Annotated in this window: 26 protein-coding genes; 12 read left to right on the plus strand and 14 right to left on the minus strand. The window is 70.6% G+C overall.

The genetic code is table 11. The features are described from left to right. Positions 1-7 precede the first annotated feature (7 nt). Complete coding sequence (locus ACZ4N5_RS04985; protein WP_467755716.1) at positions 8-244, plus strand: hypothetical protein; 237 nt, start codon at positions 8-10, stop codon at positions 242-244. A gap of 195 nt (positions 245-439) precedes the next feature. Here ACZ4N5_RS04985 and ACZ4N5_RS04990 read toward each other — a convergent pair whose 3' ends face one another. The 5 genes from ACZ4N5_RS04990 to ACZ4N5_RS05010 all read right to left on the minus strand — a co-directional run bounded on the left by ACZ4N5_RS04990 (position 440) and on the right by ACZ4N5_RS05010 (position 3,839). Next, entirely contained in the window at positions 440-1,195 is a 756-nt protein-coding gene (locus tag ACZ4N5_RS04990; RefSeq protein ID WP_467755717.1) for a VOC family protein, read from the minus strand. Next, entirely contained in the window at positions 1,192-2,064 is an 873-nt protein-coding gene (locus ACZ4N5_RS04995; protein ID WP_467755718.1) for an ATP-grasp domain-containing protein, read from the minus strand. Before ACZ4N5_RS04995 ends, ACZ4N5_RS04990 begins: the two co-directional genes overlap by 4 nt. Positions 2,065-2,321: 257 nt before the next feature. Beyond that, entirely contained in the window at positions 2,322-2,741 is a 420-nt protein-coding gene (locus tag ACZ4N5_RS05000) for a VOC family protein (protein ID WP_467755719.1), read from the minus strand. 79 nt (positions 2,742-2,820) lie between these two features. Further along, positions 2,821-3,201 (minus strand): helix-turn-helix transcriptional regulator, encoded by a 381-nt coding sequence (locus ACZ4N5_RS05005; RefSeq protein ID WP_467755881.1) that lies wholly within the window; start codon positions 3,199-3,201, stop codon positions 2,821-2,823. Between the two features lie 197 nt (positions 3,202-3,398). Beyond that, a complete protein-coding gene (locus tag ACZ4N5_RS05010; RefSeq protein ID WP_467755720.1) occupies positions 3,399-3,839 on the minus strand; it encodes an SHOCT domain-containing protein in 441 nt (146 codons plus the stop codon). Between the two features lie 233 nt (positions 3,840-4,072). Between ACZ4N5_RS05010 and ACZ4N5_RS05015 the strand changes: the two genes are divergently transcribed. Then, positions 4,073-4,300, plus strand: coding sequence for a hypothetical protein (locus tag ACZ4N5_RS05015; protein WP_467755721.1), 228 nt, complete (start codon positions 4,073-4,075; stop codon positions 4,298-4,300). Positions 4,301-4,432: 132 nt separating this feature from the next. Here the strand turns inward: ACZ4N5_RS05015 and ACZ4N5_RS05020 are convergent, their stop codons facing one another. Further along, a complete protein-coding gene (locus tag ACZ4N5_RS05020) occupies positions 4,433-5,791 on the minus strand; it encodes a DUF2254 family protein (RefSeq protein ID WP_467755722.1) in 1,359 nt (452 codons plus the stop codon). A 329-nt stretch (positions 5,792-6,120) separates the two neighbouring features. Between ACZ4N5_RS05020 and ACZ4N5_RS05025 the strand changes: the two genes are divergently transcribed. Beyond that, positions 6,121-6,318 carry a hypothetical protein gene (locus ACZ4N5_RS05025; protein ID WP_261707949.1) on the plus strand — a complete coding sequence of 66 codons (198 nt, stop codon included), beginning with the start codon at positions 6,121-6,123 and terminating at the stop codon, positions 6,316-6,318. Between the two features lie 138 nt (positions 6,319-6,456). Here ACZ4N5_RS05025 and sodN read toward each other — a convergent pair whose 3' ends face one another. After that, positions 6,457-6,852 (minus strand): superoxide dismutase, Ni, encoded by a 396-nt coding sequence (gene sodN / locus ACZ4N5_RS05030; RefSeq protein WP_261707948.1) that lies wholly within the window; start codon positions 6,850-6,852, stop codon positions 6,457-6,459. A gap of 145 nt (positions 6,853-6,997) precedes the next feature. Between sodN and sodX the strand changes: the two genes are divergently transcribed. Continuing rightward, complete coding sequence (sodX, locus tag ACZ4N5_RS05035) at positions 6,998-7,432, plus strand: nickel-type superoxide dismutase maturation protease (protein ID WP_355844571.1); 435 nt, start codon at positions 6,998-7,000, stop codon at positions 7,430-7,432. Here sodX and ACZ4N5_RS05040 read toward each other — a convergent pair. Continuing rightward, entirely contained in the window at positions 7,336-7,965 is a 630-nt protein-coding gene (locus ACZ4N5_RS05040) for a CGNR zinc finger domain-containing protein (RefSeq protein WP_467755723.1), read from the minus strand. The two genes, sodX and ACZ4N5_RS05040, sit on opposite strands and share 97 nt — an antisense overlap. Positions 7,966-8,065: 100 nt before the next feature. On the opposite strand from ACZ4N5_RS05040, the gene ACZ4N5_RS05045 reads away from it, so the two are divergent. The 3 genes from ACZ4N5_RS05045 to ACZ4N5_RS05055 all read left to right on the plus strand — a co-directional run bounded on the left by ACZ4N5_RS05045 (position 8,066) and on the right by ACZ4N5_RS05055 (position 10,169). Beyond that, positions 8,066-8,779 carry an SAM-dependent methyltransferase gene (locus ACZ4N5_RS05045; RefSeq protein ID WP_467755724.1) on the plus strand — a complete coding sequence of 238 codons (714 nt, stop codon included), beginning with the start codon at positions 8,066-8,068 and terminating at the stop codon, positions 8,777-8,779. Positions 8,780-8,904: 125 nt separating this feature from the next. Beyond that, on the plus strand, positions 8,905-9,393 hold the full coding sequence (locus ACZ4N5_RS05050) for a SigE family RNA polymerase sigma factor (protein WP_467755725.1): 489 nt from the start codon (positions 8,905-8,907) through the stop codon (positions 9,391-9,393). Beyond that, the gene (locus ACZ4N5_RS05055; RefSeq protein WP_467755726.1) at positions 9,390-10,169 is read left to right on the plus strand and encodes a hypothetical protein; all 780 of its coding nucleotides are present in this window, start codon (positions 9,390-9,392) and stop codon (positions 10,167-10,169) included. Before ACZ4N5_RS05050 ends, ACZ4N5_RS05055 begins: the two co-directional genes overlap by 4 nt. A 114-nt stretch (positions 10,170-10,283) precedes the next feature. Here the strand turns inward: ACZ4N5_RS05055 and ACZ4N5_RS05060 are convergent, their stop codons facing one another. The 3 genes from ACZ4N5_RS05060 to ACZ4N5_RS05070 are packed head-to-tail and all read right to left on the minus strand — an operon-like array spanning position 10,284 to position 13,009. Next, positions 10,284-11,084 (minus strand): amino acid ABC transporter ATP-binding protein, encoded by an 801-nt coding sequence (locus ACZ4N5_RS05060; RefSeq protein WP_467755727.1) that lies wholly within the window; start codon positions 11,082-11,084, stop codon positions 10,284-10,286. After that, a complete protein-coding gene (locus tag ACZ4N5_RS05065) occupies positions 11,081-12,010 on the minus strand; it encodes an amino acid ABC transporter permease (RefSeq protein ID WP_355844556.1) in 930 nt (309 codons plus the stop codon). Before ACZ4N5_RS05065 ends, ACZ4N5_RS05060 begins: the two co-directional genes overlap by 4 nt. Positions 12,011-12,043: 33 nt before the next feature. Continuing rightward, positions 12,044-13,009 (minus strand): ABC transporter substrate-binding protein, encoded by a 966-nt coding sequence (locus ACZ4N5_RS05070; protein WP_467755728.1) that lies wholly within the window; start codon positions 13,007-13,009, stop codon positions 12,044-12,046. Positions 13,010-13,548: 539 nt separating this feature from the next. On the opposite strand from ACZ4N5_RS05070, the gene ACZ4N5_RS05075 reads away from it, so the two are divergent. From ACZ4N5_RS05075 to ACZ4N5_RS05090, 4 genes are all read left to right on the plus strand, one after another. Further along, positions 13,549-14,772 (plus strand): NAD(P)-dependent malic enzyme, encoded by a 1,224-nt coding sequence (locus ACZ4N5_RS05075; RefSeq protein WP_467755729.1) that lies wholly within the window; start codon positions 13,549-13,551, stop codon positions 14,770-14,772. A 340-nt stretch (positions 14,773-15,112) separates the two neighbouring features. Beyond that, complete coding sequence (locus ACZ4N5_RS05080; protein ID WP_467755730.1) at positions 15,113-16,078, plus strand: zinc-binding dehydrogenase; 966 nt, start codon at positions 15,113-15,115, stop codon at positions 16,076-16,078. A gap of 127 nt (positions 16,079-16,205) precedes the next feature. Further along, entirely contained in the window at positions 16,206-16,415 is a 210-nt protein-coding gene (locus ACZ4N5_RS05085; protein WP_010984411.1) for a helix-turn-helix domain-containing protein, read from the plus strand. Then, complete coding sequence (locus tag ACZ4N5_RS05090) at positions 16,415-16,984, plus strand: Clp protease N-terminal domain-containing protein (RefSeq protein WP_467755731.1); 570 nt, start codon at positions 16,415-16,417, stop codon at positions 16,982-16,984. Before ACZ4N5_RS05085 ends, ACZ4N5_RS05090 begins: the two co-directional genes overlap by 1 nt. Positions 16,985-17,328: 344 nt before the next feature. Here ACZ4N5_RS05090 and ACZ4N5_RS05095 read toward each other — a convergent pair whose 3' ends face one another. After that, positions 17,329-18,408: a PadR family transcriptional regulator gene (locus ACZ4N5_RS05095; protein WP_467755732.1), complete on the minus strand. Its 1,080-nt coding sequence runs from the start codon at positions 18,406-18,408 to the stop codon at positions 17,329-17,331. A 1-nt stretch (position 18,409) separates the two neighbouring features. After that, complete coding sequence (locus ACZ4N5_RS05100; RefSeq protein ID WP_467755733.1) at positions 18,410-19,396, minus strand: DUF4097 family beta strand repeat-containing protein; 987 nt, start codon at positions 19,394-19,396, stop codon at positions 18,410-18,412. Positions 19,397-19,561: 165 nt separating this feature from the next. Between ACZ4N5_RS05100 and ACZ4N5_RS05105 the strand changes: the two genes are divergently transcribed. Continuing rightward, positions 19,562-20,401 carry a hypothetical protein gene (locus tag ACZ4N5_RS05105; protein WP_467755734.1) on the plus strand — a complete coding sequence of 280 codons (840 nt, stop codon included), beginning with the start codon at positions 19,562-19,564 and terminating at the stop codon, positions 20,399-20,401. Between the two features lie 165 nt (positions 20,402-20,566). Here ACZ4N5_RS05105 and ACZ4N5_RS05110 read toward each other — a convergent pair whose 3' ends face one another. Then, the gene (locus tag ACZ4N5_RS05110; RefSeq protein ID WP_328309702.1) at positions 20,567-20,758 is read right to left on the minus strand and encodes a DUF6104 family protein; all 192 of its coding nucleotides are present in this window, start codon (positions 20,756-20,758) and stop codon (positions 20,567-20,569) included. Between the last annotated feature and the right edge of the window lie 121 nt (positions 20,759-20,879).

Raw genomic sequence — 20,879 nt, forward strand, 5'->3', positions numbered from 1 at the left:
GCGCCGGGTGTGGCGCCGGGTTCTGGTGGTGTGGGCGGTCGCCGTGGTCGGCGGCGGCGTCCTCACCCTGTGGCTCCAGGCCTCGGCGGAGCCGCCACCCACCGGCTGGTACACCTCCGACCAGGACGGCCGTGACGGCCGCGAGGCGCCGGCACCGCTGATATCCGCCCGCGCCTCGGCGTTGCCCTGCCCCGAGGCGAAGGGCGGGGTGCCGGTTCTCTGCGTGGTCGGGACCGGCCCCTAGGGCCCGTCTGACCATTCCCGCCCGGCCCGCGACGCCTGGCACCGCACTCCCCCAAGCTCTTCGAGCAGGGGGGACCCCCACGCCGCGTTGTCGGGGGCACGCCCGAGTACGCCCGGTACGAGGGCGAGACTCCGCCTCGCGACGCACGGCACCGGACGCCGCGGCCTGATCCGACCGCCAAGTGTCGGACAGGCCCTAGGGCAGGCTGCCCGTCGCGGGATCGCGGCCGGTCAGGCAATAGGTGCCGCCGACGGGGTCCCGCATCACCGTCCAGCGCGCGCCCCGGCCGACCGGCGTCGCTCCGAGGGCTTCGTGGTGGGCCCGGACCCCCTCGACGTCCGAGCAGGCGAGGTCCAGATGGGCGGAGGTGGGGCGGTCGGTGCCGAGGTGTTGCAGCAGGATGCGCAGCGGCAGCCCGGCGGGCGGCCTGACCAGATGGAACTCCGCGAGCGCGCCGGGGCGGGACTCCCACCCGGTGAGCTCGCTCCAGAAGGCGATCTCGGCGTCGTACGCGCCCGGTGCCAGGTCGATGCTCACCTGGTCGAGCCGGCTCGTCGTACCGTCCGGTCCCGCGACCACCGGAGGCCGCGCGGACTCCCCTTGCCAGGGCACCGCGCAGAACAACTGCCCGCCGGGGGACCGTAGTACGGCCCACCCCTCGTGCTCCGCGACGACCTCGGCACCCAGCCGCAGCGCCCACTCCACCAGCGCCGGTACGTCCTCCACGGACAGATCGAGATGCGCGCCGCCGGCGTCGTCCCCGACGCCCTGCGCCTTCACGCACGCGTCCCCCGCACCGGGCAGCAGCGTCACGAACTCGCCCTGGTCGCCGCGCGGTTCGGACACCGTGGTCCCGGTGACCGCAGCCCAGAAGTCGAGAGCAGCTCCGAGATCCGCCGCGGGCCGGTCGACGAAGACGTGGGTCCACCGGACGACCGGTCGCGCGGTCACCGGGACGCTCCCGGCCGCACGGTCGGTACGGCTCGTACCGTCTCCTGTCCGATCAGGGCGCGCAACGACGTCTTCATCCGCGCGACGAAGCCGTCCCGGACCTCGGGGGAGAGGACGTCCAGGGAGAGATACGGGTTAAGGTCCTCCAGCTCGACGAGGAGCAGCTCACCGCCCGGGGCCCGGCAGGCGTCGACGCGCTGGATGCCGTACGCGATGTCGTTCCACTCGACGAACCGCTGCGCGAACTCCCGGTCCTCGTCGGTCGGTTCGTACGGCTCCAGGGCCCACCGCCGCTCCGGGTCGGGCGCGTACAGGGCGTACTGGAGGGTGTCGTCGACGAAGTAGAACGACACCTCGTAGCGGAAGTCGATGCGCGGCTGGACGAGGATGTCGCCGAACGGCAGCCCGGCGAGGTCCTCACGCGGCACGAACTCCAGGCCGATGGAGTCCGCGCCCTGCTTCGGCTTCACCGCGTACATGTCGACCTCGGGCAGCAGGTCCAGGTCAGCCGCACGGTCGACGGTCGGGATGACCGGGAACCCGGCGGTGGTCAGCTCCAGCAGATACCCCTTGCCGGCCATGTCCCCCTTGCCCGACAGCTGGTTGTAGACCCGGACTCCCTCCGCCAGCGCCCGCTCCCGGAACGCGTCGTAGGCGGCCTGGTAGTGCAGGACCGGACCGCTGTTGCGTACGACCACGGCGTCGAAGCCGGTCATCAGCGCGACCGCGTCCAGCGGGTGGCACACGGCGATGTCGAACTCCTCGCGCAGCCGCGAGGTCAGGGCGATGTCCTCGTCGCAGTACCGCCGCCCCTTGGCCGGATAGGCCAGGTCGCTGACGAACAGGACGCGGGGGCGCGCGGACGGCACGGGTGACTCCCTCGAAGGCGTTCGGACGGTTCACTCCGCGGGCGGACCATGCCCGCGGAGCACACGGACGTAGTGTCTCTCCCACGAGATTCCGGCCTCCCGTCGCCCCCGGTCACCCGAGAACGACGGCCGACCCCGCACGTCCGGCAGAACGCCGAGCCGGCCGGGCGTCGCCCGGATCGGCCGACGCGGCGCCCAGCCGGTGGGCATCGGCCCGGTCGGCCCGTACCGCGCCGAGCCGGCGGGCGTCGGTCCGGTCAGGCGGCGGCGCGTTTCTCCGCGAAGCGCAGGAGGTTGCCTGCCGGGTCGCGGAAGGCGCAGTCCCGCAGGCCGTAGGGCTGGTCCGAGGGCTCCTGGAGGACCTCGGCGCCCGAGGCACGTACGCGCTCGAAGAGCTCGTCGCAGTCGGTCGTCGAGAAGATCACACCGCGCAGCATCCCCTTGGCCAGCAGCTCGGCCATGGCCTGCTTGTCCGCGGGAGACGCGTCCGGGTCCGCCGCCGGGGGTTCCAGGACGATCTCCACGTCCGGCTGGAGCGGCGAGCCGACGGTGACCCACCGCATGCCCTCGAACCCGACGTCACCCCGGACCTCCAGGCCCAGCACGCCACAGTAGAAGGCGAGCGCCTTGTCGTGGTCGTCGACGGAGATGAAGCACTGGAAGAGTTTCAGATCCATGCGTCCAACCTAGGGCTTGTCCGCCGGCTCAGGCGTCCGCCGCGTGCACCGGACGGCAGCCCCTGGGGAACGGCAGCCCCTAAAGACGCGTGCCCGGTTCCGCCTCCGGGTTGCGGTGGCGGGCCGGCCGGGTCAGGCGGCGGGCCACGCAGGACGGAATGGCGGCCCCGTGGTCGTGCGGACGGGCCCGGTACGCGCTCGGGGTCTCGCCCACCAGCTCGGTGAACCGCGAGCTGAACGAACCGAGCGACGTACAGCCCACCGCGAAGCACACCTCGGTCACCGTCAGGTCGCCACGCCGCAGCAGAGCCTTCGCACGCTCGATCCGGCGGGTCATCAGATAGGCGTACGGCGTCTCGCCGAACGCCTCCCTGAAGCTCCGCTGGAAGTGACCGGGCGACATCAGCGCGGTGCGCGCGAGGGTGGCCATGTCCCACGGCTCCGCGTACTCGCGGTTCATTCGGTCGCGTGCCTGCCGCAGCCGGACCAGGTCTTCGAGCGGTCTGGGATTTCCCACCTCCCCAGAATGGCACGCGCCACCGACAATGCCGCCGACAACAGGGCCCCGAACTCACCGGCCGCGCGGCTCGCCGTCCTCCGGGGAATCACTGCCCGGAGGACGGCGCCGGTCTTGCGTGCGCGGGTCTGTCCGTGCCGTCAGGCGGCGAGGACCTTGGCCTTGGCCTGTTCGAACTCCTCGGCCGTGATGTGGCCGTGGTTCTTGAGGTCCGCGAGCTTCGCCAGTTCGTCGGCCTTGCCGGTGGTCCCGGCGGTCTCACGGATGTACGAATTCATGTCTTCCTGGTTCTGCTGGATGCGCTTCATCTCGCGCTCACCCATTCCGCGGCCCCGTGCGATCAGGTACACGAAGACGCCCAGGAAGGGCACGATGACGACGAAGACGCACCAGCCCGCCTTGCTCCAGCCGCTCAGCTCGTCGTCGCGGAAGAGGTCCCCGATGACGCGGAAGAGCAGCATGAACCAGAGGATCCAGATGAAGAACCACAGCATGGTCCAGAAGACCTGCAGCAGGGGGTAGTCCGCTGCCAGATTGAGCGTCGAGCCGTTCATGTCGAACTCCTGTCGGTTGTGCGACATCTCCGCGAGCGTTGCCTTGGTGTCGGGCGGATCGAACTGTCGCCGGGCGCCGGGTCGCGATCTCGGGGATTCCGCCCGGGCCCGGCCGGCGGGGGGTCGCGGCCGGTCAGCAGGGCCTGGCGGGTCGGTGCGCAGAGCGCGGTGGTGTGCCGGACGGGGGTTCGGGGTCCGCCGGCGGACAGACGCTCGAAGGCGGGGGGCGAGCAGGGCCCCCCGGGCACACGGGGCGCGTCGTGACGACGTCGTCCGGTGTGATCGGTGCGACGTTCGCGGCGTCGTCCGGGGGCGGCAGTGGCTGCATCGACGGCGCGGGCCGCGGGGGTCCCGAGGGCCACGGCGACGCGAAGGACCGTTCGGGGTCCTTCGGACCGTGGCGGACGGGCCCGGGGCGCGGCACGCCCGGCACGGGCCGGATCTGCCGCAGGATGCAGGCCATGAGCGGTGCCCTCTCTGACGCGTGACGTCATGCTTCGGCTCCAGAGTGCGGTCACCCCCGCCCCGCCGGATCACCCTCCGCGGGTGAGCTCGCGGATCCGCCGCCACGGGCTTGTGGGCGAGGGCCGGTCGGGTCCCCGGGCTCCTCGGTGACCCGCTCATCGGCCGTCCGGGTGCTCTTCGTGCTCCCCGCGTTCCTCCGCGAGGGCGTCCCGCAGCCGGGAGAAACGGGCGCCGAGCTCTTCGTCCACCCAGGCCAGGCGCCTGGTGAGCGGCGCGTCGGCGCGGCCGTGGCCCGTCCCGCGCAGGTCCTCCAGGAGCGTCCGGAGGCGGATGAGGGCCATCGGGGAGTTCCGGGCTGCCGGGATCACGTCGTCGAGCGCGGTCCGCAGGAAGTCCTCCCACCCGGGAAGCGGGACGACGACACGCAACGTGCCCGCACGGTCGGCGACCTCACGCGGCCGGGCCCGCGCCGGGACCGGCCGGCGCAGCAGATCCTCCATGGCGTCCAGCGCCTGCACCGCCGTGGCGGGGTCGTTGACCGCCGGGGACAGCGCCCTGAGCGCGATGTCGGCGAGCAGCCGGAAGGCGAGGCCGGGGTCCTGGTCGAAGACCCGCTCGGTGCCGGTCTCCAGGCCGCGCAGGACGGCGGAGGCGGGCAGTTCGCCGTCGTACACCTCGGCGACGGTGGTGCCGTACTGCAAGGTGGTGCCGGGGGCCACCCGCAGTACGACGACCGCGTTCGCCGCCCGTGCCGCGCCCGCCAGCAGGCCCACGTCCACGCGCTGCAGCACGGCGCCGGCCCCGGGCCAGCTGACCGTCGACCGCGGCCCGTCCGGACCGAACGGATCTCCCGGTCCTCCCGGTCCTCCCGGTCCTCCCGGTCCTCCCGGTCCTCCCAGACCTCCCAGACCTCCCAGACCTCCCAGACCTCCCAGACCTCTCGAATCTCTCGGATCTCCCGGGTCGTTCGGATAGAGGACGTCGAGGTTGTGCCGGCCCCGTTCGGAGATGGAGCCGAGTACCGGGGCCAGCTGGATCGCGGCGACGGCCTGCAGCAGCAGGTTGCGCAGCAGCGTCAGCAGCAGGAGCAGCAGGACGCCCGCGCTGATCGGCACGACCACCGAGACCTCGTCCCGGTTGGCGATGGTCAGGGCCGCGGTGGCACAGAAGACGGTCATCCCGACGGCGAAGGCGAACGTCCGCCACACGATCGGCGCGTCCCGGAACAGGGTGAGCCGTGGTGTGAAGGTGGTGGCCGCCCACTGCACCACCAGGAACAGCACGGAGAAGATGACGGTGGCCGCGCCGAGTACCCCGAACCCGGTCGCGAGCAGCATCTCGGACACCGGGCGGGAGGGCAGCACGGGTCCCCGGGTGACCTCCGGGACGAGGAGGCCGAGGCCCAGGCCGACGGCGATGAACACCAGTTGGAGGAGGCCCGCGCGCAACCGCCGCCGACGGCGGAACTCGGCGCGGAAGGAGATGCCCCGGCCGGACGCCGCGAGAGCATTCATCGGGCATCCTCCGAGGCGGTCCCGGGGCCGGCGGAACGCGGACCCGCCCCTCAAGATTCGCCGCCCACGCGATCACCCGCATCACCCGCCGAAGGTGAGGGCCCCTCGCTGGGGGCACCGCCCGCTCACCCTTTTTTCGGCCTTTTTCCGCGCCCGGAGGGCGGAGCGCCGGGGCATGGGTGGAAGGTGGAGGGGCGAGGGTGTGAGCGGGAGAGTTCCGAGCTGGGCGGATGTCGCCCGCACCGGGGGATGCCACATCGGTGCGCGGGACCGACGATGGCAGGGGATCGCAGCGGACCCCGCGCCCCGGCCCCGAGGGAAGTGCTCGTATGCGCTACGAATTCCGCATCGCCGGCCTTGTTTCGGACACGCTCGCCTCGGCCTTCGCCGAACTCGACAGGGTACGTACGAAGGAACAGACCCTGTTCTTCGGCACCGTGATCGACGACGCCCATCTGTACGGACTGCTCACCCGGTTCCAGGCACTGGGCCTGCGTGTGATCGAGATGCGCCAACTGCCCGTGTGACCGAGATACACCGACTGCCCCAGGAAAGCAGTACGCACCCGGACCGTCGGGACGCCGAGAGCGGCGGCCCGCGGACCGGGTGCGGACAAGCAGGCGATGCGACCCGCGACAACGCGGGTCGGACGGCCCGGACGAAGGTCAGGCCTTCTTGGTCTCCCAGAAGATCTTGTCGATCTGGGCGATGTAGTCCAGCGCCTTCTGGCCCGTCGCCGGGTCGGTGGACGCCTTCGCGGCCGAGAGGGCCTTGAGCGCGTCGTTGACCAGCTGGTGCAGCTCCGGGTACTTCTCGAAGTGCGGGGGCTTGAAGTAGTCGCTCCAGAGCACCGAAACGTGGTGCTTGGCGAGCTCGGCGCGCTGCTCCTTGATGACGGTGGCGCGAGCCTGGAAGTGCGGGTCGTCGTTGCCGGCCATCTTGTCCTGGACGGCCTTCACCGACTCCGCCTCGATGCGGGCCTGGGCCGGGTCGTACACGCCGCAGGGCAGGTCGCAGTGCGCGCTGACCTTGACCTTGGGGGCAAACAGGCGGGAGAGCATTGAGCTGTCCTTCCTCGTGATCGTCTTCTCAGGTGGGACATTACTCCGTGGGAGAGGCGATTTCGCGAGTGCCCCCATGGGCTTAGGACAAAAGTCCAGGGTGAAACTGGGACTGGTGGAGGATAGGACCGGGGAGGTGCCGGTGATGCCGGAGCTGTCGCAGGAGACCGAGCGGGGGAAGGCCCTGCTGCCGTTCGGGGCGGCGGAGGTGACGGGCCCTTCCATGGTGCCCACCCTCCAGCACGGGGATCGGCTCGTCGTTCAGTGGGGGGCGCGGGTGGGGCCGGGCGACGTCGTCGTCCTGCGGCATCCGTTCCAGCAGGACCTGCTCGTCGTGAAGCGCATCGCGGAGCGGCGTGAGGGCGGCTGGTGGGTGCTCGGGGACAACGCGTTCGCCGGCGGGGACAGCACCGACTACGGAACCGTTCCCGAGGAACTCGTCCTCGGGAAGGTGCGGTTCCGGTTCCGGCCGCCGAAGGCGGGTCAGCGTTCGCCGTTCGCCGTCGTCCGCTGGGTGCTGGTCGCCGCCAGGCCGGTGCTTCCCGTCCGGTCCGCCTCCAGGCGCTTGCGGGCGCGGTAGGCCGCGACGTTGGCGCGGGTCGCGCAGCGGTCCGAGCAGTAGCGCCGGGAGCGGTTGGTCGAGGTGTCCAGGTAGGCGTTGCGGCAGGGGGCGGCCTCGCACAGGCCGAGGCGGTCCACGCCGTACTCGGTCAGATGGAAGGCGAGGCCCATCGCCGCGATCGCCGCGTAGCCCGCGGTCGCGTTCGATGGGTGGTCCGCCAGATGCATGTGCCACAGCGGGCGGCCGTCGTCGTCGCGGTGGTCGTGCCCCGAGATCTGCGGGCTCACCGGGAATTCGAGGAGCAGCGAGTTCAGCAGGTCCACCGCGAGGGTCTCCTCGCCGCCGTCCGCCGCCTCGAAGACCGCGCGCAGTCGCCCCCGTACCGAACGGAAGCGGGTGACGTCCGCCTCCGCGGCGCGGCGGGCCGCCGAGGAGTTGCCCCCGAACAGGTCACGGACGGCCTCGACCGAGGTCAACGAGTCCTTGCCCCGGGCCGGTTCCTCGGTGTTGACGAGGCGGACGGCATAGTCCGAGTAATAGGCCAGTTCCACTTGTAGTCCTTACGGAGGCGCTCTATCGTCGGGACGGCGGTCAGGTAACAGACGATCGCGCTTACAGGGTATTACGTGGTCGACGGGAGGAGGGGCTTTCATGGCCATCGGCACCGGAACCGACTGGAACGCCTGGCAGCGGAGCTGGGACCGCCAGCAGGAGTGGTACCTGCCGGACCGCGAGGACCGCTTCCGGGTGATGCTCGACATGGTCGAGGCCCTCGTCGGCCCCGCGCCCCGCGTCCTCGACCTCGCCTGCGGCACCGGCACCATCACCGCCCGGCTGCTCGCCCTCCTCGCCATCGCCGAGGGCACCTTCGCCGGTGACGACCGGGTCTCCTTCGTCACGGCCGACCTGAAGGACCCGCGGTGGCGCGCACGGCTGCCGTACGACACGTACGACGCCGTGCTGACCGCCACGGCCCTGCACTGGCTGCACAGCGAACCCCTCGCCGCCCTCTACGGCCAGATCGCCGAACTCGTGCGCGGCGGCGGGGTGTTCATGAACGCCGACCACATGACCGACGAGACGACACCCCGGATCAACGCGGCCGAGCGCGCCCAGCGGCACGCCCGTATGGACCGGGCCAAGAAGGGCGGCGCCCTCGACTGGGCCGAATGGTGGGAGGCGGCCGCCCAGGACCCCGCCCTCGCCGGACCCACCGCCCGCCGCTTCGAGATCTACGGCGAGCACGCCGACGGGGACACCCCCTCCGCCGACTGGCACGCGCGCGTGCTGCGCGAGAAGGGTTTCGGGGAGGCCCGGCCGGTGTGGCGCTCCCCCTCCGACGCGCTGGTGCTCGCCGTCAAGTAGGCCACCGGCAGGCTCTGTCGAGGCGGTACGGAAAATCCGTACCGCCTCCGCTGCGTCCTGCGGCACCTCCCGCCGCACTGGAAGGGTGAGACGGTCCGCGAGCGCGGGCCGGGGAAGGGGGCGGGATGACGCGCGGCGAGGAAGCCGCTCTGCACGCTTTCGTGGAGGGCAGACGATCGGCGCTGTTCCGGAGCGCCTATCTGCTGTGCGGCAATCGCGACGAGGCGGAAGACCTCGTTCAGACGACCCTGGTGAAGGTCGTCCTCGGCGCGCGTCGGCACGGACGCCTCGAAAACCTCGAGGCCTACGCGCGCAAGACGCTGGTCAACACCTTCATCTCCGCCCGCCGCCGTTTCTGGCGGCGCGAGCACGCGTACGGCGAGGTGCCGGACGTGGTGGGGCGGTCGGTCGACAGCGACACCGGACTCATGGTGCGGGCCGCGCTCGCGGAACTCGCGCCGAAACAACGGGCCGTGCTCGTCCTGCGCTACTGGGAGGACCTGAGCGTGGCTGCCACGGCTCAGGTGCTCGGGATGCGCGAGAGCACGGTCAAGAGCCACACGGCCAGGGGACTCGCGGCGTTGAAGGCCGCGGTGCGGGAGGAATACGCATGAATCAGGAAGCAGAGACGGAGTACGTGAGGGAACTGCTCGGGCGGGCCGTGGACGAGGTCCAGGTGCCCGGGAGCCGGGGCAGCGAGGCGGTCTTCGCGAAGGCCTCGCGGGTGCGGTGGCGGCGGCGCACGGCGGCGACCGGTGTCGTCGCGGCCGCCGTCGCGGCCGGCCTGGCCTTCGGACCCGGTGTACTGAACGACAACGGACACGGTGCGAGTGTGGCGAGCGCGCCCACCGCCGGCGAGTACACCACCAAGGCGGGCCGGTTCGCCAAGCTGCTGCCCCCCGGGACCGGGAAGATCAGCGAGGTCGCGCTGGTGCGCCTGGTCAAGCAGGCGCCGAAGGCCCCGCTGCCCAAGCCCCTCGGCCCGTACGACGGTGACTACGCCGTCGCCCGGCCCGACGGCGTCGGCTACATCATGGTGCACACGGCCACCCGGTCCGAGATCGCGGCGAAGACGGGCAACAAGGGCCTGCGGAACCCCTGCAAGGATGCTCCCAAGGACGGGCGCGTCGGCTGCACCACCCAGAAGCTGTCCGGCGGCAGGCTTCTGGGTGTCTGGGAGACGCCCGCGTCCGATCCCGCTCTGAACCCGATCCCCACCTGGGGCCGGGGGCTCTCCGCCGTCCTGCAACTCAAGGACGGCAGGGCTCTCTACGTGGTGGACAGCACCGGTTACCAGGGCAAGGGCCAACTGGGCCGGCTGCTCAAGACCCCGCCGCTGACCCGGGCCCAGCTGACCAAGCTGATCCAGATCCCGAGCCTGGTGAAGTAGCGGGAAGGGCGCGAGGCATCCGCGCCTGAGGGAGCCGGGGGGCATGAGGAAGGGGCGGTACGGGAGACCCGTACCGCCCCTTGTTCCCTGCGCTCAGGAGTGTCGACGTCCCGGTCAGAGGACCTTCGACAGGAACGCCTGCGTCCGCTCGTGCTGCGGGTTCGTCAGGACGTCGCGCGGGTTACCGGACTCGACCACGACACCGTCGTCCATGAAGACGAGCGAGTCGCCGACCTCGCGGGCGAAGCCCATCTCGTGCGTGACGACGATCATCGTCATGCCGTCCTCCGCGAGGTCCCGCATGACGTCGAGGACCTCGCCGACGAGCTCGGGGTCGAGAGCCGAGGTCGGCTCGTCGAAGAGCATCAGCTTGGGCTCCATCGCCAGCGCACGGGCGATGGCGACGCGCTGCTGCTGGCCGCCGGACAGCTGGGCGGGGTAGTGACCCTTGCGGTCACCGAGGCCCACCCGGTCCAGCAGACGCTCCGCCCGCTCGCGCGCGACGGCCTTGGTGTCGCCCTTGACCTGTACCGGCGCCTCCATGACGTTCTCCAGCGCCGTCATGTGCGGGAAGAGGTTGAAGCGCTGGAACACCATGCCGATGTCCCGCCGCTGGGCGGCTACTTCGCGCTCCTTCAGCTCGTAGAGCTTGTCGCCCTTCTGGCGATATCCGACCAGGTCGCCGTCGACGTACAGGCGCCCGGCGCTGATCTTCTCCAGGTGGTTGATGCACCGCAGGAAGGTCGACTTGCCGGAACCCGAGGGACCGATCAGACAGAACACCTCACGCGGATTCACCTCCAGGTCGATGCCCTTGAGGATGTGCGCGAGCCCGAAGGACTTGTGCACCCCCTCGGCCTTGACCATCGGACGGCCGCTCGTGCTCGCGGCGACATCCTTGCTGAGACTGCTCATCGGGCCACCTCCGGGCGGCGGAAGGAACCGAACAGACGGAGGTTCTTCTTCAGGCGCTGCAACGGGGTCGGCGGCAGGTTGCGCGACGATCCGCGGGCGTAGCGGCGCTCCAGGTAGTACTGGAAGACGCTGAAGATGCTGGTCAGGATCAGGTACCAGATCGACGCCACGAAGTAGAGCTCGACGACCGCGAGCGAGGTGCTGGAGATGTCCTGGGACCGCTTGATGAGTTCGTTGAACTGGACCGCGTAGGCGAGCGACGAGGTCTTCAGCATGTTGATGAACTCGTTGCCGGTCGGCGGCACGATCACCCGCATGGCCTGCGGGAGGATCACCCGTCGCAGTGTCTTGCCCTGGGTCATGCCCAGCGCGTGCGACGCCTCCATCTGTCCCTCGTCGACGGACTGGATGCCGGCCCGGACGATCTCGGACATGTATGCGGCCTCGTTCAGGCCGAGCCCGAGGAGAGCCGCCAGGAACGGCGTCATCACCTGGTTCATCTCGTCCTTGTAGAACCCCAGGTTGAGCACGGGGAACACCAGGGCGAGGTTGTACCAGAGGAGCAGCTGCACCAGCACCGGAGTGCCGCGGAAGAACCAGATGTACAGCCACGACACGGTGCTGGTCACCGGGTTCGAGGACATCCGCATGACCGCGAGGATCACGCCCAGCACAAGTCCCAGCACCATGGCGAGCACGGAGATGTACAGCGTGTGCCAGACGCCGGACAGGATGGTTGCGTCCGTGACGTAGTCCGGGATGATGCTGTAGTTGATGTTCGCGTTGGAGAACGCGAGCCCGATCAGCACCAGCACCGCGATGACCAGGACGCCGGCCACCCAGCGGCCGTAATGGCGCACCGGGATGGCCTTGATCTGCTCCGGCGGCACGGACGGCGCCGGAGTCTTGTCGACAGTGTCAGTCACAGTGACTGCCCTTCAGTGTTGCGTCAGGCAGGGTCAGGAGCCGCCGTTGATCTTGGCCTCGGTCAGCGCGCCGTCCGTGACGTTCCACTTCTCCAGGATCTTGGCGTACTCGCCGTTCTTGATGATCGCGTTCATGGCGGCCTGGATCGCGTCCCGCAGCTGGGTGCTCTCCTTGCTGAGGCCGATGCCGTACGGGCCGGCCTCGATCTGGTCTCCGACGACCTCGAAGTCCTTGCCGCCGCCCGAGGTCTTGGCGTTGTAGGCCGCGACCGGGAAGTCGTTCAGGTCGGCGACGGACGCGCCCTGCTTCAGGCGGAGCAGCGCCTCGGGGTCGGTGTCGAAGGTCTGGAGCGTGATGGCCTTCTTGCCGTCCTTCGTGCACTTCGTGCTCTGGGCCTTGGCGATGCCCTCGGACGTGGTGCCCTTCTGCAGCGCGACCACCTTGCCGCAGAGGTCGTCCAGGGACTTGATGCCCTTGGGGTTGCCCTTCTGGACGAGGATCGAGGTGCCGGCGGTGAAGTAGTCGACGAAGTCGATGCCGTTGCCGGCCTTCTTGCCGGTGTCCGAGTCGATGCCGTTCTGGCGGTCCTTCGTGTCGTTCATCGCCGACATGATCGCGTTGAAGCGCTTGGACTGCAGACCCACGATGAGCTGGTCGAACTTGCCGTTCTGGAACTCGAACTTGACGCCGAGCTGCTTGCTGAGGGCGTCGGCGATGTCCGGGTCGATACCGACGGCCTTGCCGTTCTCCATGTACTCGACCGGCGGGTAGGCGATGTCGGAGCCCACCTTGACGACGCCCGCGCTCTTGATGTCGGCAGGGAGCTTGTCGGCGAGCGGCGCCGAGGACGTGGACGTGCCGGAGCTGCTGGTGTCGCTGCTCTTGTCCGTCTGGTCACCGCAGCCGGTGAGGATCAGGGCGCCGGCGACCGCGATCGCACCGACCGCTGCTATACGGGACGACGCGGCCGTGGTACGACGGGTGGTGCGTGCGGTCATGAGGGTTCCTCCGGCGGATCAGGGAGTAGCCGATAGGTCGACGAGAACACACACCTTCGAGTGTCGCGACCTCGTGTAATGACGGCATCTTGCCATTCGGATTGCGCGATTCAGGGTGGCCGCCATGTCAAAATCGGATAACGGGTGACCCCCGAACCGTTACGGGCCGGTAGCTCGCGGCCGGATCTTGTGCGGGAATCTCTCCTTCCGGCGGGAAGATCTTCGGTGCTTCGCGCGATGCGGACGACCGCTACGCGGCACTCGCTGCCGAACGAGGACATGTCCGGAAGTGTCAATGGATCAGGGCATGAGTCATCTCACCGACGTGTGATCTTGGCTCTATGGACTCGTCCTCGGCACGGTCCGTCCGGTAAGAAGGTTCTTTACACCCCTCATCCGGGGCTCAGGGCGCGTGTGCGGCGCGCCCGTCGCGCAGCGGCCCGTACGCAACCACGGCGGCAGGGCCTGCGCGGTGCCCGCCCACCCCTCAACCAGGAGTGGTCACCCTCAAACAATGAAGACTTAAGGGGTAAATTAAAGTGGCAGCGGAGATCGTCAATCCTCGCAGCGACAGCAGTACGGATCACGAAGGCGGGGCCGAGCCCCTCGATTCCTTCGACCCGGCTTTCGCGCTGCACCGCGGCGGCAAAATGGCTGTGCAAGCCACTGTGCCCGTCCGCAACAAGGACGACCTGTCCCTGGCTTACACGCCCGGCGTCGCGAAGGTGTGCAGCGCGATCGCCGAGCAGCCGGAACTCGTCCACGACTACACGTGGAAGTCGTCCGTGGTCGCTGTGGTGACCGACGGCACGGCAGTGCTCGGGCTCGGTGACATCGGCCCGGAGGCCTCGCTCCCCGTCATGGAGGGCAAGGCCATCCTGTTCAAGCAGTTCGGCGGTGTCGACGCGGTGCCGATCGCGCTCGCCTGCACCGGCGTCGACGAGATCGTCGAGACGGTGGTCCGGCTCGCTCCCTCCTTCGGCGGCGTCAATCTGGAGGACATCTCGGCACCGCGGTGCTTCGAGATCGAGCGCAAGCTCCAGGAGCGGCTGGACATTCCCGTCTTCCACGACGACCAGCACGGGACAGCGGTCGTCACCCTCGCGGCCCTGCGGAACGCCGCCAAGCTCACCGGGCGCTCGCTCGGCGACCTGCGCGCGGTGATCTCCGGCGCGGGCGCGGCAGGCATCGCCATCGCCAAGTTCCTGCTGGAAGCGGGCCTCGGCGATGTCGCGGTCACCGACCGCAAGGGTGTCGTGTCGCGGGACCGGGACGATCTGACGGACGTCAAGCGGGAGCTGGCGGAGATCACCAACAAGGCGGGACTCTCCGGTTCGCTGGAGGCGGCGCTCTCGGGCGCCGACGTCTTCATCGGGGTCTCCGGCGGTACGGTGCCGGAGCCGGCGGTCGCCTCCATGGCGGAGGGTGCCTTCGTCTTCGCGATGGCCAACCCGACCCCCGAGGTGCACCCCGACATCGCCCACAAGTACGCGGCCGTCGTCGCGACCGGGCGGTCGGACTTCCCGAACCAGATCAACAACGTGCTGGCCTTCCCGGGGATCTTCGCCGGTGCACTCCAGGTCCGGGCCTCCCGGATCACCGAGGGCATGAAGATCGCCGCCGCCGACGCGCTGGCCGCGGTCGTCGGGGACGACCTCGCCGCGGACTACGTCATCCCCTCGCCGTTCGACGAGCGGGTGGCTCCGGCGGTGACGGCCGCGGTGGCCGCGGCCGCCCGTGCGGAGGGCGTCGCCCGCCGCTGACGTGGTGTACCCTGTTCGGCCCCGCCGGGATGGTTTCCCTCTCGGCGGGGCCGGTTTTTTTTACCCGCGGGAGCGTCCGGGCGGGTGGTTCTCGCCCCCTGGGCCGCTGTCCGTCCCGGACCGGGGCTCCGTCCCGGACCCCGCTCCTCAATGGCCGGAGGCGCTGAACTCTTCCCGGCGCGGAGGTCGGGAGGCGGTAGCCCGCAGGTACGGGAAGGGCAGGCGCGGAGGGGCAGGAAGAGGCTGTTGCCCGGCGGGAACCCCCCTGTGGGTGCTGCGGGACGCGTGTCACACGGGGAGGCGGTTCCCCCGGCCGGGGGCGGAGCCTATCGTCAAGGTCATGTTCGCTGCCTATGCCGCCCGAATCGACCGTGACCAGCCGCTGAACGGCCTGGAGTTGGGGGAGCGTCCGGCCCCCGAACAGAGGCCGGGCTGGACGACCGTGAACGTACGGGCCGCCTCCCTCAACCACCACGATCTGTGGTCGCTGCGCGGGGTCGGCCTGGCCGAGGACAAACTGCCGATGATCCTCGGCTGCGACGCCGCCGGAATCGACGAGGACGGCAACGAGGTCGTCCTGCACTCCGTGATCGGCCAGAGCGGGCACGGGGTCGGCCCCAAGGAGCCCCGGTCCATCCTCACCGAGCGCTACCAGGGCACCTTCGCCGAGCAGGTCTCCGTACCGGCGTGGAACGTACTGCCGAAGCCGAGGGAACTGTCCTTCGAGGAGGCCGCCTGTCTGCCGACCGCCTGGCTGACGGCGTACCGCATGCTGTTCACCAACGCCGGGGTGCGGCCCGGTGACTCCGTGCTCGTGCAGGGCGCGGGCGGGGGCGTGGCCACCGCCGCGATCGTGCTCGGGAAGGCCGCCGGGCTGCGGGTCTTCGCCACCAGCCGGGACGAGGCCAAGCGGAAGCGGGCGCTCGAACTCGGCGCCGTCGAGGCGCTGGAGTCCGGGGCGCGGCTGCCGCAGCGGGTGGACGCCGTCATCGAGACGGTCGGCGCCGCCACCTGGTCGCACTCGGTCAAGTCGCTGCGTCCCGGCGGCACCGTCGTCATCTCGGGTGCCACCAGCGGCGACCGGCCCTCGCACGCCGAACTGACGCGGATCTTCTTCCTCGAACTCAAGGTGGTCGGCTCCACCATGGGAACGAAGGACGAGTTGGAGGACCTGCTGGCCTTCTGCGCGGCCACCGGTGTGCGGCCCGTCGTCGACGAGGTGCTGCCGCTCGACCGGGCCCGTGAGGGGTTCGAACGGCTGGAGTCCGGCGACCAGTTCGGCAAGATCGTACTGACCACGGGCTGATCCCCGGGGTCGCGGGGACACACGAAACGGCGAGTCCGGGTTTCCGGGCCCGCCGTTTCGTGTGCCAGGGCGGGCAAGGGTGTCAATTTTGGTTGACACGGGAGGCGTGTCAACGTAAGTTGACACCATGACCGAAGCAACGGATCTTGCCGAGCGCGCGGGTGATCGCGATCCGCGGATCGGGCTGCGGGCGGTCTCCGCGCTGCGGAGACTGCTGGAGCAGTTGGAAGCGGTACAGGTGCGCAGTGCGCGCAATCAGGGCTGGTCGTGGCAGGAGATCGCCGCGGAACTCGGAGTGAGCAGGCAGGCCGTGCACAAGAAGTACGGGAGGCAGTGATGTTCGAACGCTTCACGAAGGATGCGCGTGCCGTCGTCGAGGGCGCGGTGTCGCACTCCGAGCGGGTGGGGGCCGGGACCGTCGAGGAGGAGCACATGCTGCTGGCCCTGCTCGACCGGGAGGGCAGCCGGGGTTCCTTCGCCCTGACGTCGCTCGGGGCCGCCGGGTTCCGGGAGTCGCTGGAGCGGGACCTCGCCGAGGCGCGCCGCCGGGGCGGGCTGTCGCGCGCCGACGCGGACGCCCTCTCCGGGCTCGGAATCGACCTCTCCGAGATCGTTTCCCGGATCGAGGAGGCGCACGGAGAGGGGGCGTTGGAGTCGGGCAGGCGCGGCGGGAACGGCAGGCGGACCTGGCGTCGGCCCTTCGGGCAGAGCGCGAAGGAAACGCTGACGCGATCCCTGCGGGTCGCTGTCGCCCGACGGGACCGCCACATCGGGGACGAACACCTGCTGCTGGCGATCACCCTGCAAGGCGGGGTCGCCGGAGAGGCGCTGGCCGATCACGGAGTCACGTACCAGTCGGTGACACGGGTGCTGTACGGGGAGGGCGGCGTGGCCGAGACGGGGTGAAGCGAGGGTCCGGACCGGGCCGGGTGGGGCGACGGCCGGAAGCGGGCCGGAGCGATTCGCGCGGGCCGGTAAGGGCCGAGCGCACGCCTTCGCGGCCCGTGTGGGCCGGTCAGGGCCGTGTAGGCCGTGGTGGCTGTGTAGGTCGGCGGAGCTCGGCGAGAGCCGGGGGAGGCGAGCGAGGCTCGGAGGGAGCTAGCGAGGCTCGGCGGGAGCTGGTGAGCGCCGGTGCGGCCGGACGGGACCGGCGCGGCCAGCGCGGCCGGACAGGACCGGCGTGGCCGACGGGGCCGTTTGGACAGGCCCCGCCGGCTTGGGCGGTCCCTGGGCGGGGAGCGCCGGGGGAGTTAGAGCCGCTTGCTCCGCAGCGTCGATCCGATGTGGGCCGCCGCCTCCGACAAGTGGCGGCGGATGTCCCGGAGTTGATCCTCCGTGACGCCGTGGTCGCGGGAGGCGTCACGGATGTCGTCGCGGAAGCGGTCCAGCAGGCGGTCCAGGTCGCGGCCGGGGTTGCCGGTCGAGTCCTCGTGGGCCCAGGCGGGTTCGTACTCGGCGGGGAAGTCCTCCGGGGTGGTCGAGTACTCCGGCTCCGCGGGCGCTCCGGAGGGCGGGCGGCCGAAGCCGAACTCCTTGCCGAGGTCCTTCCCCAGGTCCTTGCCGAAGTTCTTTCCGAAGTCGCCGAACTCCTTGGCCAGTTCGGTCAGTCCCTCGCGCACGCCCGTCGGCCAGTCGCCGCGCGCGAAATGGTCCTGGACCTGGTCCTGGACGTGCTTGGCCAAGCGCTGCATCTCCTCCTGAGCCTGCGCGCGGGCCTTCTCCTGCGCCTCCTTGGCCTGACGGCGGGCACGCTGTGCCTCGTCGCGGGCGCGGCGGCTCTCGTCCTTCGCGCGGCGGGCCTGCTCCTTCCACTCCTGCCGGACGCGCCGCATCTCCTCCTTCGCCGCCCGCCACGACTCCTTGTCCTGGAAGTCGTCGAGGCCGCCGGACCCGTCCGTCGCGGTGTCCTGCTGCTTCGCCCGGGTGCCGCCCGCGGAGCCGTTGCGCGCTTCCGTGGCCGCTGCCCGCATCTCGCGGCGCAGGTCACCGGCAGCGCCCCGTACATCCGCGCGGATCTCCGCCGCGAGCTCCGCGACCGACTCGCGGATCTCCAGCTCCAGATCGGCCAGTTCGCCGCTGCGGTCGGCCAGTTCGGCGCGGCCCGCGTCGGTGATCGCGTACACCTTGCGGCCGCCCTCGGACGTGTGGGTGACGAGTCCCTCGGCCTCCAGCTTCGCCAGCCGGGGGTAGACGGTGCCCGCCGAGGGCGCGTACAGGCCCTGGAAACGCTCCTCAAGGAGACGGATCACCTCGTACCCGTGGCGCGGCGCCTCGTCCAGCAGCTTGAGGAGGTACAGGCGCAGTCGGCCGTGGGCGAAGACGGGAGCCATCTCAGAGCACCTTCTTGTCGGTCGCGCTGTCGGCCGGCCGGGCCTCGGCGGCAGCGTCGCTTGCGGTGTCGCCCGCAGTGCCGTCCGTAGTGTCGCCCGCGGTGCCGACCGCGTTGTCGTCCGGTCCGGTCGACGTGGCCGCGTCCGGCGGCTTCGGGGCGTCCTCGTACGGCTCGTCGTCCGTCGGGGGCCTGCGCAGCAGGGCGATGGAGCCCGAGACCGTCATCGCCTTCAGCCTGCCGTTGCCCGCGCCGAGGCGGCCGGTGATCTTCTTGGCGCCCCACTGCCCGCTGACCCGCAGGTCCTCGAACGCGCTGGAGACGTTGCCGCTCGCGGTGTTGGCCTCCACCTCGGCGTCCGCCGGGTGGGGGAGCCGGATGGCGATCTCGCCCGAGACGTTCGACAACTGGACGTCGGTGGGCGCGCCCGCGGCGTCGAGGTCCACGATCATCGAGCCGCTCACCGATTCGGCCCGGACGGAGGATCCGGAGCCCTCGACGACGGTCAGGTCGCCGGAGACCGAGTTGAAGCGGAGGTCGCCGGTGACGGCCTGGGCCTCCAGGTTCCCGGAGACGGTCTCCACGCGTACGGGGCCGGCGATGCGCACGAGGGTGGTGTCGCCGGTGACGCCCTTCACCTGGACCCGCCCGTCCATCCCGGAGACCACGGCGGCGGCGCCGACCACGCCCACCTCGACGTGCGTGCCGGTCGGGACGGCCAGCGAGACCACCGCAGCACGGCGCCAGCCCTTGCGGTCGAGCCACTTGAGGAAGCCCTTCCATGGAAGGTCCTCGTAGGCCACCGTGAGGGTGCCGTTCTCCTGGGTCACCTGGAGCGGGGGGCCGTCCAGATCGGACACTTCCAGCCGGGCGGAACCCTCGTCGGTCCCCACGACGTTCACTGTTCCGTTGACGATGCGTACGTGCAGCGTCTGCACGGGGCCGTCGAAGGAGAGCTTCTTCGGCTCTGTCACGGACCACTCGGACATGGTGCTGACCTCCTCGACCGGACCGGACCCCCATACGAGTCCGAACTCGACGCGCCATATCGCGTCTTCCGCTATTCACGATATATCGCGGATACGGAAAGTCAAGACACCCGTTCTGGGGATCGCCGACGCGTTGAAGTGTGCAAATCGCCCTAAAGTGGGGCTATGTCGACTGCCTCCGGCGCGTCCCGGGACGACCACCCGGTCCAGGCCCCCGGTGCCCTCCTGCTGTGCCGGGCCCGGCCCGAGGCGGTCGGTCCCGCCGCCCAGTTGCTGCGCGAGCGGATGCTGCTCGCCGGGGCGGGATCCGAGTGGAGCGTGCTGGTCCCCGAGGGCAGGCCCTGGCAGGACGGCGCGGAACACGTCGACCGCGTGCTCACCGGCTGGGCCACCGCGCTCGCCGTCGGCGCCCCCTGGCCCGTCCTCGCCCTGTGGTGGGACACCGACCGCAGCGGCTTCACCCTGGCCTCGGGTTTCCGCCGCACCGTGGGCTACGAATGGCTGGCGAACGGCACCCCGGTCGGCGAGGACGAGGCGATGCGCACCTTCGCGGCACGGCTCGGCCTCGACCCGGTGCTCGACATGCAGGCCCTGGAACCGCTGACGCAGCCCGATCCGGCGGCCGACGCCCACGCGCGCGTGACGGGGCTGCTCGCCGTCCTCACGCGCGCGGGGATGCTGCTGCCGGCCGGGCTCGAGCCCGGGGAATCCGCGGACCGGCTCCGTGACGCGGTCCGGATCCGGCCGGATGCCGAGCAGATCGAGTGGACCGGCTGGCGTGCCGCCGTGGGCGCCGAACTCGACATCGTGGAGAGCAGTGGTCTCGGGCCCTGGCTGCGCGGCCCGAGGGCGCGCACCCTCGCCGTGGCCCAGCTGGCCGTCGGGCTCCCGCTCACCGCCTGGGGGGTACGGCGCCACAGCGGCGGCTGGATCGTCGCCGGCGCGGTCCTGACGCTCCGCGGCGCCCTCGGCCTGGCGTACGACCACCTGCGCGCCTACGACTGACGAACTCGCCGTTCTTCTGGAGCGGACCCGCTTCTCCGGGGCCGAGCCGCCCTGAACCGGGGCCCGGTCGCCTTGCCGCGAAGACCTGGACGCCCTTGCGCGCAGAGGACCGTCATCCCGCCGGGAGGAGATCCGCCCCACGGGACAGGAAGAGCGCCGGAAGGGCTACTCCTCGTCCTCGTCCTCGTCCTCGTCGTCCAGCCGGGCCAGCCAGGTCGCCAGCCGTTCCACCGGCACCTCGAAGTCCGGGTTGAGGTCGACGAACGTACGCAACTGCTCGGCGAGCCACTCGAAGGTGACTTCTTCCTCGCCGCGCCGCTTCTCAAGTTCCTCGATGCCGCGGTCGGTGAAGTACATGGATGGTGCTCCGTGGGTGAAAGGGAAGTGGAACGCTGGGAAAAGGATAGGCGGGGGCGCGGGGCCCATGGAGGGCCTCTGTCGTACGCGACCCCCTGCGGCTAGCCTGCAAGGTCGGCTG

It is taken from the genome of Streptomyces sp. NPDC026500, from assembly GCF_055567635.1.

Excerpts from the sequence above, each read along its gene's own strand:
- ACZ4N5_RS05005 (WP_467755881.1), bottom strand. The coding sequence starts at position 3,201 with ATGAACCGCGAGTACGCGGAGCCGTGGGACATGGCCACCCTCGCGCGC.
- ACZ4N5_RS05010 (WP_467755720.1), bottom strand. The coding sequence starts at position 3,839 with ATGTCGCACAACCGACAGGAGTTCGACATGAACGGCTCGACGCTCAAT.
- ACZ4N5_RS05000 (WP_467755719.1), bottom strand. The coding sequence starts at position 2,741 with ATGGATCTGAAACTCTTCCAGTGCTTCATCTCCGTCGACGACCACGAC.
- ACZ4N5_RS05085 (WP_010984411.1), top strand. The coding sequence starts at position 16,206 with ATGACCGAAGCAACGGATCTTGCCGAGCGCGCGGGTGATCGCGATCCG.
- ACZ4N5_RS05095 (WP_467755732.1), bottom strand. The coding sequence starts at position 18,408 with ATGGCTCCCGTCTTCGCCCACGGCCGACTGCGCCTGTACCTCCTCAAG.
- ACZ4N5_RS05025 (WP_261707949.1), top strand. The coding sequence starts at position 6,121 with ATGCGCTACGAATTCCGCATCGCCGGCCTTGTTTCGGACACGCTCGCC.
- ACZ4N5_RS05060 (WP_467755727.1), bottom strand. The coding sequence starts at position 11,084 with ATGAGCAGTCTCAGCAAGGATGTCGCCGCGAGCACGAGCGGCCGTCCG.
- ACZ4N5_RS05055 (WP_467755726.1), top strand. The coding sequence starts at position 9,390 with ATGAATCAGGAAGCAGAGACGGAGTACGTGAGGGAACTGCTCGGGCGG.
- sodN (WP_261707948.1), bottom strand. The coding sequence starts at position 6,852 with ATGCTCTCCCGCCTGTTTGCCCCCAAGGTCAAGGTCAGCGCGCACTGC.
- ACZ4N5_RS05070 (WP_467755728.1), bottom strand. The coding sequence starts at position 13,009 with ATGACCGCACGCACCACCCGTCGTACCACGGCCGCGTCGTCCCGTATA.
- sodX (WP_355844571.1), top strand. The coding sequence starts at position 6,998 with ATGCCGGAGCTGTCGCAGGAGACCGAGCGGGGGAAGGCCCTGCTGCCG.
- ACZ4N5_RS05045 (WP_467755724.1), top strand. The coding sequence starts at position 8,066 with ATGGCCATCGGCACCGGAACCGACTGGAACGCCTGGCAGCGGAGCTGG.
- ACZ4N5_RS05105 (WP_467755734.1), top strand. The coding sequence starts at position 19,562 with ATGTCGACTGCCTCCGGCGCGTCCCGGGACGACCACCCGGTCCAGGCC.
- ACZ4N5_RS05020 (WP_467755722.1), bottom strand. The coding sequence starts at position 5,791 with ATGAATGCTCTCGCGGCGTCCGGCCGGGGCATCTCCTTCCGCGCCGAG.
- ACZ4N5_RS05050 (WP_467755725.1), top strand. The coding sequence starts at position 8,905 with ATGACGCGCGGCGAGGAAGCCGCTCTGCACGCTTTCGTGGAGGGCAGA.
- ACZ4N5_RS05090 (WP_467755731.1), top strand. The coding sequence starts at position 16,415 with ATGTTCGAACGCTTCACGAAGGATGCGCGTGCCGTCGTCGAGGGCGCG.
- ACZ4N5_RS05100 (WP_467755733.1), bottom strand. The coding sequence starts at position 19,396 with ATGTCCGAGTGGTCCGTGACAGAGCCGAAGAAGCTCTCCTTCGACGGC.
- ACZ4N5_RS05080 (WP_467755730.1), top strand. The coding sequence starts at position 15,113 with ATGTTCGCTGCCTATGCCGCCCGAATCGACCGTGACCAGCCGCTGAAC.
- ACZ4N5_RS05110 (WP_328309702.1), bottom strand. The coding sequence starts at position 20,758 with ATGTACTTCACCGACCGCGGCATCGAGGAACTTGAGAAGCGGCGCGGC.